At 62.9% G+C, this 11692-nt stretch carries 8 protein-coding genes; all 8 read left to right on the top strand.

What is annotated here, in order from left to right:
* The first annotated feature begins 4 nt into the window (after positions 1 to 4).
* The 8 genes from KGB27_RS06795 to KGB27_RS06830 all read left to right on the top strand — a co-directional run bounded on the left by KGB27_RS06795 (position 5) and on the right by KGB27_RS06830 (position 11626).
* A complete protein-coding gene (locus KGB27_RS06795) occupies positions 5 to 949 on the top strand; it encodes a DUF58 domain-containing protein (RefSeq protein WP_008042897.1) in 945 nt (314 codons plus the stop codon).
* On the top strand, positions 946 to 1440 hold the full coding sequence (locus KGB27_RS06800; protein ID WP_008030120.1) for a DUF4381 domain-containing protein: 495 nt from the start codon (positions 946 to 948) through the stop codon (positions 1438 to 1440). The genes KGB27_RS06795 and KGB27_RS06800 overlap by 4 nt, the downstream gene beginning before the upstream one ends.
* Positions 1433 to 2512, top strand: a complete 1080-nt coding sequence (locus KGB27_RS06805; RefSeq protein ID WP_008042895.1) for a vWA domain-containing protein — start codon at positions 1433 to 1435, stop codon at positions 2510 to 2512. The genes KGB27_RS06800 and KGB27_RS06805 overlap by 8 nt, the downstream gene beginning before the upstream one ends.
* Positions 2509 to 4245: a VWA domain-containing protein gene (locus KGB27_RS06810; protein WP_223553672.1), complete on the top strand. Its 1737-nt coding sequence runs from the start codon at positions 2509 to 2511 to the stop codon at positions 4243 to 4245. Before KGB27_RS06805 ends, KGB27_RS06810 begins: the two co-directional genes overlap by 4 nt.
* The gene (locus KGB27_RS06815) at positions 4242 to 5882 is read left to right on the top strand and encodes a BatD family protein (RefSeq protein ID WP_223481580.1); all 1641 of its coding nucleotides are present in this window, start codon (positions 4242 to 4244) and stop codon (positions 5880 to 5882) included. Before KGB27_RS06810 ends, KGB27_RS06815 begins: the two co-directional genes overlap by 4 nt.
* A gap of 268 nt (positions 5883 to 6150) precedes the next feature.
* Positions 6151 to 7395, top strand: coding sequence for an exonuclease SbcCD subunit D C-terminal domain-containing protein (locus tag KGB27_RS06820; protein ID WP_223553675.1), 1245 nt, complete (start codon positions 6151 to 6153; stop codon positions 7393 to 7395).
* Positions 7392 to 11033, top strand: coding sequence for an AAA family ATPase (locus KGB27_RS06825; protein ID WP_223553677.1), 3642 nt, complete (start codon positions 7392 to 7394; stop codon positions 11031 to 11033). The genes KGB27_RS06820 and KGB27_RS06825 overlap by 4 nt, the downstream gene beginning before the upstream one ends.
* Positions 11030 to 11626 carry a glutathione S-transferase gene (locus KGB27_RS06830; RefSeq protein WP_223553679.1) on the top strand — a complete coding sequence of 199 codons (597 nt, stop codon included), beginning with the start codon at positions 11030 to 11032 and terminating at the stop codon, positions 11624 to 11626. The genes KGB27_RS06825 and KGB27_RS06830 overlap by 4 nt, the downstream gene beginning before the upstream one ends.
* Positions 11627 to 11692 lie beyond the last annotated feature (66 nt).

Here is an 11692-nt window from a genome sequence, read left to right on the forward strand (position 1 = left end):
CCCGATGAACGTCATTCTGCCGCCCGAGCCGGGCATCCGCGTCAGCCTCGCCGAGCTGATCGAGATGCGCCATCGCGTGCGTGAAGTGCAGCTGTTCTCCACGCCGAGCCAGCGCAGCCCGCTGATCGGCCTGCACCACTCCAAGCTGCGTGGCCGTGGTGTCGATTTCGATCAGGTGCGGGTCTATCAGGCCGGCGACGACGTGCGCAGCATCGACTGGCGCGTCACCGCCCGAACCCAGGAACCGCACACCAAGCTGTTCCACGAAGAACGCGAGCGGCCGATTTTCATCATGGTCGAACAGAGCCGACGGCTGTTTTTCGGTTCGGGGCTGATGTTCAAATCGGTGCTCGCTGCCCAGGCCGCCAGCCTGATCGGCTGGGCCGCGCTCGGCCATAACGATCGGGTTGGCGGGCTGGTGTTCGGCGATAACGAACACTACGAAATCAAGCCCCGGCGCAGCAAACAAAGCCTGCTGCAATTTCTCAACCGGCTGGTACGCGTCAATCAGTCATTGCACACCGAAAGCGAGCAGAACCGCGATGCCCTCAACCTGGCCCTGCGTCGTGCCCGTGAGGTGCTGCGCCCCGGCAGCCTGGTGATCGTGATCTGCGACGAGCGCGCGCTGACTGAGGGCTCCGAGCAGCAACTGAGCCTGCTGTCGCGCCATTGCGACCTGTTGCTGCTGCCACTGTCCGACCCTCTGGACCACGCCCTGCCCGCTGCCGGCCTTTTGCGCTTTGCCGAACGTGGCGCGCAACTGGAACTCGACACGCTGAATTTCGACCTGCGCCAGACCTACCGCGCCCAGGCCGAAGCGCGCATCGCCCATTGGGAATTGCTCGCGCAAAAACTGCGGGTGTTGTTGATGCCCCTGAGCACTCAGAGCGAGATGGTCGAACAACTGCGCGAGTACCTGAACCCGCAAAAACCGGGGAAATATCGATGAGCAGCCTCGATCAACTGCAACCGCTGATTTCCCCGCCGCCGATTGGCTTCTGGCCACCGGCACCGGGCTGGTGGTTTTTGCTGTTGTTACTGCCGCTGATCGGCTTCGGCCTGTGGAAGGCCCGGCGTTTCCTGCCGAACAAGCGCCCCATCGTGCGCGCCGAACAACCGCTGGACCCGGTGCGCATCGCCGCACTGGCCGAACTGGCGCTGATGCCCAAGCCCTACGACGGCGCACCGGCCGGTGCCTGGCTGCAGCAACTCAATGGCTTGCTCAAACGCCTGTGCCGCAACCATTACCCCTACAGCCAGAGCCACACCCTCAACGGGCGCAAATGGCTGGCGTTTCTCGACAACCGTTGCCCGGCCGCCGGCCTGACGCGCTGGATGGTACTGGTCGAAGGCGCCTACAAACCCGAATGCAAACTCGACGACAAGGCCATCGCCGGCCTGACCCAAGCCGTCGACACGTGGATTCGCAAACATGTTTGAGTTCGCCTGGCCGTGGATCTTCGCCCTGCTGCCGCTGCCGTGGTTGATGCGCATCGTGCTGCCGGTGGCCGACAGCGGCGAACCGGCGCTAAAAGTCAGTTTCCTCAGTGACCTCGAAGGCCTGGCCCGACGCCGTGCCCGGGCCAACTTGCCAGCCTGGCGGCAACAAGCGCCGTTCATCCTGCTGTGGCTGTTTTTGCTGATCGCTGCAGCGCGCCCGCAATGGCTCGGCGAACCGTTGCCGATTGCCGCCAGCGGCCGTGATCTGCTGGTGGCGGTGGACGTTTCCGGCTCCATGGATTTCCCTGACATGCAGTGGCAGGACGATGAGGTCAGTCGCCTTACGCTGGTGCAACATTTGCTCGGTGATTTTCTCGAGCGACGCGAAGGCGACCGTGTCGGCCTGATCCTGTTCGGCAGCAGAGCGTACCTGCAAGCACCGCTGACGTTTGACCGGCGCACCGTGCGGGTCTGGCTCGACGAAGCGCGCATCGGCATCGCCGGCAAGAACACCGCCATCGGCGACGCCATCGGTCTCGCGCTCAAACGCCTGCGCCTGCGTCCGGCGCAAAGTCGTGTGCTGATTCTGGTCACCGATGGTGCTAACAACGGCGGCGAAATCGACCCGTTGACCGCAGCGCGGCTGGCGGCCAAGGAAGGCGTGAAAATCTACCCGATCGGCATCGGCGCCGATCCCGAGCAAAGCGGCACCGCAGGATTCCTCGGCATCAACCCGAGCCTGGACCTCGACGAGCCTGCGCTGAAGGCCATTGCCGCCGCCACGGGCGGCCAGTATTTCCGCGCTCGCGACGGCAAGGAACTGCAAACGATCAAGGAAACCCTCGATCAACTGGAACCCGTGACCCAGCAACCGACCCAGGCCCGCCCGGCGCAAGCGTTGTATCACTGGCCGTTGGCGATGGCGCTGCTGTTGAGCCTGCTGCTGGTGGCGCGCGAACGCTGGCCGGATAACCCGTTGCAGCGCCTGTTTACCAAGGATCTGTTCTTGCAAACGCAACTGCCTGACTGGCGTCAGCGACTCAAGCGCCTGCGCCTGCGGAGGCGCCGATGAGTGCGCTGTGGCCTTACTGGTTCCGCCCCTGGTGGCTGCTGCTGTTGCCGCTGCTCGGCTGGTTGCTCTGGCAACTCTGGCATCGACAGAAGCGCGCCGGGCGCTGGCAGATGATTCTGCCGCCGGCCTTTCATTCCGCGCTGCTCAGTGGCGGCAACGGTCGCGACAGCAAATTGCCGTGGGTCGCCCTCGGTGTGGCGTGGCTGCTGACGATCCTGGCGCTGTTGGGGCCGAGCTGGGAGCGCGTCGAGCAAGCCAGTCAGAAACCGGCCGACCCTTTGGTGGTGATCCTTGAGCTGACCCCGGAGATGCTCGCCACCGACGTGACGCCAAACCGGCTGGAACAGGCCCGGCGCAAACTGTTCGACCTGCTGCAAAACCGCAGCGACGCCCAGACCGCCATCGTCGTCTACGCCGGCAGCGCGCACACGCTGGTGCCGCTGTCGGATGACCTGTCTACCAGCCGCAATCTGCTGGAGGCGCTCAAGCCGTCGTTGATGCCCCAGACCGGCCATCGCGCCGATCTCGCGGTGACCAAGGCCCTTGCGCTGCTGAGTCAAGGCGCGCTGGGTGACGGCCGGATTCTGCTGATCGGCTCGTCCCTGACCGAACTGGAACGCGAAGGCATTCAACAGGCATTGGACGGCAAGTCGACCCGGTTTTTGATGCTCGGCATCGGCACCGCCGAAGGCGCGCCGATCACTCAGGAGGACGGCAGTTTCCTCAAGGATGATCAGGGCGCGATTCTGGTGCCGCACCTCGACGAGCCGAACCTGAAAGCGTTCGTCAACGGCCTCGATGGGCGCTATCGCCACGCGCGCCTGGACGATGCCGACCTGCGCGCCCTCGGCTTGCTCGATGGCCCGCGCAACTTGCGCAATGACGGCCAGACCCTGCGTCTCGATAGCTGGGCCGATCAGGGTTATTGGCTGTTGTTGCCGCTGTTGCTGTTGGCGGCCTGCGCTGGGCGACGCGGCTGGTTGCTCTGCCTGCCGCTGCTGTTCCTGTTGCCGCAGCCGAGCTATGCCTTCGACTTCGAAGACTTGTGGTTGCGCCCTGACCAGCAAGGCCTGCATCTGTTGAAAAAGAAGCGTCCGGCCGAGGCCGCGCAGCATTTCCAGGATCGGCAATGGCAAGGCGTGGCGCTCTACGAGGCCGGCGACTACAGTGGCGCCGCCCAGCGGTTCGCCGAAGGCAATGATGCCCACGCCCACTACAATCGTGGCAACGCCCTGGCCAAAGGCGGTGAGTTGGAAGCCGCGCTGGATGCTTACGATCAGGCACTGGAGCGGCAACCGGATCTGCGCCCGGCGCAGACCAACAAGGCTTTGGTGGAAAGCTTGATCAAGCAGAAAAACACGCCGGCACCCGTTGAACCGGACAAAACTGAAGGCGACGAGACCGGGACCCCGCAGGAACCACCGCCGGGCGCAGCCACCCAACAGTCGAACAGTGGCGAACCGAAGTCCGATGCCCAGACCACGGCACCCGATGCAGAACAGTCGGATACGACACCGGCGCGCCCCGGCACCAATGAGGTGCCCGGCAGCGAGTTGGGCGACGAACAAAGCACCACCCCGCCGTTGCGCCCTGCCAGCGATACCATCGATGGCGAACAGCGCCAGGCGCTGGAACAATGGCTGCGCAAGATCCCGGACGACCCGGGCGAATTGCTCAGGCGCAAATTCTGGTACGAACAGCAGCAACATCAGGATCAGGAAAAAACCCGATGACCCGCTTCACCGCTTTCATGCTTGCTCTGTTTATCTGGACCGTTCAGGCCCAGGCTGCGCAACTGGTCGCCAGTGTCGACCGCAGTCGCCTGAACTCCGGCGAAACGGTCGAGCTGACCCTGGAGTCCAACGATGTCACCCAATTCGGCAAGCCCGACCTGACGGCGCTGGAGCCTCTGTTTGAAGTGCGCGGCACCCGCCAGGTCAACCAGTTGACGACCCTTAACGGCGGCAACGGCGCCACCACCCGCTGGATCATCACCCTGCTACCTCGCCAGAACGGCAGCGTGGTGATTCCGTCGCTGCAACTGGGCGATGTGCAGAGCCAGCCGATCACCTTGCAAGTGGTCGAGAGCGAAACCCAGGACAGCACACAAAAACTGGCCCCGGTATTCATCGACGCCAGCCTCGATCAAAACAGCGTGTACGTGCAGGCCCAGGCGCTCCTGACCTTGCGCATCTACCATTCCGTGTCGCTGTATGACGACAGCAGCCTGACTCCGTTGCAGATTCCCGATGCGCGCATCGAGCAGTTGGGCGAGTCGCGCACTTACGAAAAAGACATCAACGGCCTGCGCCATGGCGTGATCGAATTGCGCTACGCGATCTACCCGCAACACAGCGGCCAGTTGACCATTCCGGCGCAGGTTTTCAGCGCCACGCTGGTGGACGCGCAGCCGGCCAAGGACGTCGAGTCCCAGGTGCCGAAATCCGGCAAATTGATGCGTGTCAGCTCGGTCGAACTGCCGCTGACCGTCAAGCCGAAACCTGCCACTTACCCGGCTGACGTGCCTTGGCTGCCGGCCCGCAGCCTGACCCTGAGCGAGAGCTGGAATCCGGAACCGGATCACACGCAAGTGGGTGACTCGCTGACGCGCAGTCTGATTTTGGAAGCCGAAGGTTTGGCCAGTTCACAACTGCCGCCATTGCCGGCCACCGACGTCAACGGCTTGCGGCGCTATCCGGATCAGCCGGTGCTGGTCAACCAGAATAGCGAGCGCGGCCTGATCGGCAGCCGCGAGGACCGTGAGGCACTGGTGCCTGTCCAGCGGGGGAACGTCGAGTTGCCGGCTGTGGATGTGGTCTGGTGGAACACCTTCGAAGATCATCTGGAACACAGCAGCCTGCCGGCGCGGACGCTGCAAGTGGCCAACAACCCGGGCTTGATGGTTGATACCCCGGCCGGCACGCCGCTGGTCATTTCCCCTGCCGACAATGAAGCGCTCTGGTGGTGGAAACTCAGCACCATCATTCTCGCCTGCACCACCCTGCTGGGCTTCGGCCTCTGGTGGCGTGCCCGCTGGCAACCGGCGATCCTGCGCGCGGCCCAGACAGGCCCGAGCCCGCGTACCGTGCTCGACGACCTCAAGCGCGCCTGTCAGGCCAACGACTCCCACGCCACCCGCCAGGCCCTCGACGCCTGGGCCCGGCAACAACCGGAAACCCTGGCCGACATGGCGGCGCGTTTCGTGCCGTTGTCGGACGCGCTGGATGGTTTGAACGGGGCGCTGTACAGCGAGACCGGCCAGCATTGGCAAGGTGAAGAGCTGTGGCGCGCGATCAAGGCAATCCCGATTGCCGAGCGGGTTCAAGACCCGGTCGGCGACAGCGGCCTGCCACCGCTCTACCCGAAGTAACGCCAATCCTGTAGGAGCCGGCTTGCCGGCGAAGCGATCCCGAGTTCCGCGTCGCGCTCAAGGCCGCCTTCGCGGGCAAGCCTCGCTCCTACAAGGCCGGGGGCGGCGCGAATCCCTGTAGGAGCCAGGCTTGCCGGCGAAGAGGCCCTTGAGGTTGTGGTGGCCAGTTCCTGCAGTAGGTTTGGTGTCGCTTTACCCGTAAACTCTCTCCCCTTTCGCCGCTGTCAATTTCCTCGCGGCCATCACTTTATTTCCTACGGAGCTCGCCTTGCGTCTGTTTCACACCTCCGACTGGCACCTTGGGCAGAACCTGCACGGCCAGGAACGCGATTTCGAGCACGGCTGTTTCCTCGATTGGCTGCTGCATCAACTGAAACTGGACCAGCCCGATGTGCTGTTGATCGCCGGCGATATCTTCGACACGGTCAATCCACCGGTCAAAGCCCAGGAACGCCTCTACGATTTCATCGTCAGCGCCCACGAACAGCAGCCGAAGCTGACCATCGTGATGATCGCCGGCAATCATGATTCCGGTTCGCGCATCGAATTGCCTGCACCGTTGATGCGCCGTTTGCGCACGCATGCGCTGGGTCGTGTGTTGTGGCTGGATGACGGCCAGCTCGACGCCGAGCGCCTGCTGCTGCCACTGCCGGACGCCAAGGGCAAAACCGTCGCCTGGTGCCTGGCGTTGCCATTTTTGCGACCTGCCGAAGTGACCGGCGCGCACCTGGGCGACAACTACCTGCGCGGGATTGGCCAGGTTCACGAATGGCTGATCGAAGCCGCCAACGCCAAGCGCAAGAAAGGTCAGGCGCTGATTGCCATCAGTCATGCGCACATGGCCGGCGGTTCGGTGTCCGAAGATTCCGAGCGCAGCCTGATCATCGGCAACGCCGAAGCGCTGCCCGCCAGTCTCTTCGGCCCGAGCATCAGCTACGTTGCCCTTGGCCACTTGCACAAACCGCAGAAGGTCAACGGTGAAGAGCGCATTCGCTACAGCGGCTCGCCGATTCCATTGTCGTTCTCCGAAATCGGTTATCAGCATCAGATTCTCGACGTCCGGCTCGACGGCGAAACCCTGGTCAGCGTCGAACCGAAACTGATTCCCCGCGCCGTCAACCTGCAACGTATCGGCCCGGCGCCTCTGGCCGACATCCTGCTGCAACTGGGCGACCTGCCGAACATCGACTTGCTCGCCGACGTTCAACGGCAGCCGTGGCTGGAAGTGCGGGTGCGCCTCGACGAGCCACAACCCGACTTGCGCCATCAGGTCGAAACCGCCCTGCAAGGCAAAGCCGTGCGCCTGGTGCGCATCGCCGCTGAGTACGCCGGAAACGGCAGCCGTGATGGCCTCGATGACGGTGCGACCCTGGTTGAACTGGACCAGCTCACGCCCCAGGAATTGTTCAGCCGCGCCTGGCAGGACAACTACGGCAGCGAGGTCGATGAGCAAACGCTGAAGGACTTCGCCGAGCTGTTGCAAGACGTGCAAATGGAGAGCGAACAGCCATGAAAATTCTCGCGATCCGCCTGAAAAACCTCGCCTCCCTGGCCGGGCCATTTGAAATCGACTTCACCGCCGAGCCGTTGGCCAGCGCCGGTTTGTTCGCCATCACCGGGCCGACCGGTGCCGGCAAAAGCACCTTGCTCGATGCCTTGTGCCTGGCGCTGTTCGGCGCCGTGCCGCGGTTGAGCAACGCGCAAGTGTCGGCCAAAGCGCCGGACGCCGACGGTGAAATCAGCACCGGCGACCCGCGCACATTGCTGCGTCGCGGTACGGGCGAAGGCTATGCCGAAGTGGATTTCGTCGGCATCGATGGCCGTCGCTACCGCGCGCGCTGGGAAGCCAATCGCGCCCGGGAAAAGGCCGGCGGCAAGCTGCAACACAGCCGTCAGAGCCTGCGCGACATCGATCTGGATCAACTGCTGGCCAGTCAGAAGGTCGAATTCAAGGTCCAGCTCGAAGCTGTCCTGGGCTTGAACTTCGAACAATTCACCCGTGCCGTGTTGCTGGCCCAGAGCGAATTCAGTGCGTTCCTCAAGGCCAACGACAACGAACGCAGCGAACTGCTGGAAAAACTCACCGACACCGCGCTCTACACGCGTCTCGGCCGTCGCGCCTTCGACAAGGCCAAAGAGGCCCGTGAAGCGCACAAGCTGTTGCAGGATCAGGCCACCGGCGTCACGCCGCTGTCGACCGAAGCCCGCGCAGAACTGGATGAACGCTTCAACGAAGCACAGCAGCAATTGAAGACTCAACAGGCGCAACTCAAACAGTTGGAGTTGCAACACACCTGGCTGAAAGAGCTGCGCCAATTGCAGGACGAGCAGCTCAGCGCCACCGAGCAACTGACCAGCGCCCGGCAGGATTGGGAAAACCTGGCCAGCGACCGCTTGAAGCTGACTCGACTGGAACAACTGGCACCACAACGGCACCAGTTCGCCCGCAAGACCGAACTGACCGCCCAGCTCACGCCGCTGGCCGCGCAGATCCAGCAGCACACCGGGCAAGAACAGGATCTGCAAACCCGTCAGACGCAACTCGAACACAGTCTCAGCGCGGCGCAAACCGCGCTGATCGAGGCGCAAAGCCAACACACTTCAAGCGCGCCACTGCTGCGTCAGGCCTTTGAGGCGCAAAGCACCCTCGCCCGCCTGATCAAGGACACCGGCCTCAGCGCCGACCTCAAGCAGCAAGCGGAACGGGCCTGCTCCGAAGGCCAACAGACGATTCAAGGTTTGCTTGAGCAGCAGAATCGGGTTGCCGAGCGTCTGCAACGGATTGCCGCCGAACTTGAGCAAAGCACCCATCTGGCGCCGCTCAGCGATGCCTGGAACGCCTACCGCGACCGCTTGCAACAATTGATGCTGATCGGCAATCGCCTGAACAAGGGGCAGGCGGAACTGGCCTCTCTGGAGCAGAACGCCACCCACGCCGCCGAGGAATTGGCGGCGCAAAAACAGAATCTGGAAGTGCTCTACAAAGAGGCCGGCGCCGAGCCTGATGCGGTGGCCGAACAGATCCAGCTGCTGGGCACTCTGTTGCAGGACAACCGCAAGCAACTGCGCGCCATTGAAGAGCTGACGCGGCTGTGGACTGGCCAGCAGGAACTGGACAAGCGCATCGCCGAATTGCAGCAACGTCAAACCGTTGCCCAGCAGGAGCGCGACCGCCTGACCCAGGACGGGGTGAAAACCAAAAACGAATTGACCGTGGCCGAACAGACCCTGACGGTGACCCGCGAACTGCTGGAACGTCAGCGTCTGGCACGCAGCGCCAGTGTCGAAGAGCTGCGCGAGCAATTGCAGGACGATCAGCCCTGCCCGGTCTGCGGCAGCCCGGACCATCCTTATCATCAGCCCGAAGCGCTGCTGCAAAGCCTCGGCCGCCATGATGAAAGCGAACAGGCCAACGCGCAAAAAGCGGTGGATTCGCTCAAGGAAAAACTCACCGACCTGCGTACCGAAGTCGGTGGCGTGATTGCGCAACAGAAGGAATTGCTGCAACAGCAGGAGCAACTGCTCGCTCAGCAGCAAAGCCTGGCCCCGAGCCTCGATGCGCACCCGTTATCCGCGCAGCTTTTCACCCAGGACAGCGCCAAACGCGATGCCTGGTTGAACCAGCAAAACAGCCAGTTGAACCAAAGCATCACGCAGGACGAACAGCGCCAGACCGCCCTGCTCACCCTGCAACAGGACGCCACGCGCCTGCAACAGCAACTGCGCAACGCCGAATCCGCGAGTCAGCAGGCGACCCAGCACCTGGCCAACCAGCAACGCGAGTTGAGCAATGACCGTCAGCGCCTGGACGAAGAGCTGATCGCCTTCAGCACCCTGCTCCCGGCCGACACACTGGACGCCTTGCGCAACGAACCGGCTGCGACCTTCATGCAGCTCGACCGGCAGATCGCCCAGCGCCTGGAGCAACTCGACCAGCAACGCGATGAACTGAGCGAACAGCTACAACGCCAGCAGACGCTGGAGAAGGAACAGGATCGTCAACTGACCCGCGTCCAGCAGCTGGAAACCGCTCAGCGCCAGTTCACCACGCTCACCGAGCAGCAACAGGCTTGCCAGCAGCAACTGACGCAACTGCTCGGTTCCCACAGCAGCGCCGAACACTGGCAACAGCAACTGGATCAAGCCGTCGAACAGGCGCGCAATGCCCATGCGACCGTCAGTCAGGAACTGCAATCGGTGCGCACGCACCTGGTGCAATTGGCAGCGGAACTGAAAGCGCAGCAAGACCGCCTGCTTGCCCTTGAAAGCGAAGATCGTGAACTGGGCCTGAAGATTGCCGACTGGCGTGCCTTGCATCCGGAACTGGATGACGGCGGCCTTGAGCAGTTGCTGAGCGTCGACGACCAACAGGTCAGCGAATTGCGTCAACGGTTGCAGCACAACGAAAAAGCCATCGAACAAGCCAAGGTGTTGTTGCAGGAACGCGACAAGCGTCTGGCCAGTCATCAGGCGCAGCACAACGGTAATCTCGATGCCGCGCAACTGGACACCGCCCTGACCGAACTGCAAAACCAGTTTGCCGCCAGCGAACACCGTTGCGCCGAACTGCGCGCCGAACAGGCCGAGGACCAGCGCCGGCAGAACGCCAATCAGGCCCTGGCGCAACAGATCGCCGACGCTTACAGCGAGTATCAACGCTGGGCGCGCTTGAATGCCTTGATCGGCTCCGCGACCGGCGACACCTTCCGCAAGATCGCCCAGGCCTACAACCTCGACCTGCTGGTGCATCATGCCAACGTGCAGTTGCGGCAACTGGTGCGGCGCTATCGCCTCAAACGCGGCGGCAGCATGCTGGGCTTGCTGGTGATGGACACCGAGATGGGCGATGAGCTGCGTTCGGTGCATTCGTTGTCGGGTGGCGAGACGTTCCTGGTGTCGCTGGCCCTGGCATTGGGTCTGGCTTCGATGGCGTCGAGCACGCTGAAAATCGAATCGCTGTTCATCGACGAAGGCTTCGGCAGCCTCGATCCGGAATCCCTGCAACTCGCGATGGACGCCCTCGATGGCTTGCAGGCTCAGGGCCGCAAGGTCGCGGTAATTTCCCACGTCCAGGAAATGCACGAACGGATCCCGGTGCAGATCCAGGTCCATCGCCAGGGCAACGGCCTGAGTACCCTGGAGGTGAAATGACCACGCTGTACTCCTTCCGCCGCTGCCCGTACGCCATGCGGGCGCGGATGGCCCTGCGTTACTCGGACGTTGCGGTGAACATCGTCGAGGTCAGCCTGAAGGCCAAGCCTGCCGAGATGCTCGTGCTATCGAGCAAAGGCACGGTGCCGGTGCTGAGCGTCGACGACCAAGTGATCGATGAGAGTCTGGCGATCATGCACTGGGCATTGGCGCAGAACGATCCGCAGGACTGGTTGCTCAAGGATGATCCTGTGGGGCAAGCGCAGATCGCCGCGTTGATCGAAGAGAACGATCAGGTGTTCAAAGTGCACCTGAATCGTTACAAGTACGCCGAGCGTTATCCCGAGCAGCCAATGGCGTTTTATCGCAGCGAGGGTGAGGTGTTCTTGCGCAGGCTGGAGGCGTTGCTGGAGGGTCGCGATTACTTGCTGGCGGCGCATCCGAGCCTGGCGGATGTGGCGTTGATGCCGTTCGTACGGCAGTTCGCCCATGTCGATCGCGAATGGTTCGGGCAGACGCCTTACGTGCGGTTGCAGGCGTGGCTACAACGATTCCTGGAGTCGGACCTGTTCACATCAATCATGAAGAAATAACCGCCCCCCGTGTAGGAGCGAGGCTTGCCCGCGAAGGGGTCATCAAGACCGCCAAAAGCTTCGCGG

Source organism: Pseudomonas sp. BF-R-01 (assembly GCF_019946615.1).
Classification (GTDB): Bacteria; Pseudomonadota; Gammaproteobacteria; order Pseudomonadales; family Pseudomonadaceae; genus Aquipseudomonas; species Aquipseudomonas migulae.

Excerpts from the sequence above, each read along its gene's own strand:
- KGB27_RS06815 (WP_223481580.1), top strand. The coding sequence starts at position 4,242 with ATGACCCGCTTCACCGCTTTCATGCTTGCTCTGTTTATCTGGACCGTT.
- KGB27_RS06800 (WP_008030120.1), top strand. The coding sequence starts at position 946 with ATGAGCAGCCTCGATCAACTGCAACCGCTGATTTCCCCGCCGCCGATT.
- KGB27_RS06825 (WP_223553677.1), top strand. The coding sequence starts at position 7,392 with ATGAAAATTCTCGCGATCCGCCTGAAAAACCTCGCCTCCCTGGCCGGG.
- KGB27_RS06810 (WP_223553672.1), top strand. The coding sequence starts at position 2,509 with ATGAGTGCGCTGTGGCCTTACTGGTTCCGCCCCTGGTGGCTGCTGCTG.
- KGB27_RS06795 (WP_008042897.1), top strand. The coding sequence starts at position 5 with ATGAACGTCATTCTGCCGCCCGAGCCGGGCATCCGCGTCAGCCTCGCC.
- KGB27_RS06830 (WP_223553679.1), top strand. The coding sequence starts at position 11,030 with ATGACCACGCTGTACTCCTTCCGCCGCTGCCCGTACGCCATGCGGGCG.
- KGB27_RS06805 (WP_008042895.1), top strand. The coding sequence starts at position 1,433 with ATGTTTGAGTTCGCCTGGCCGTGGATCTTCGCCCTGCTGCCGCTGCCG.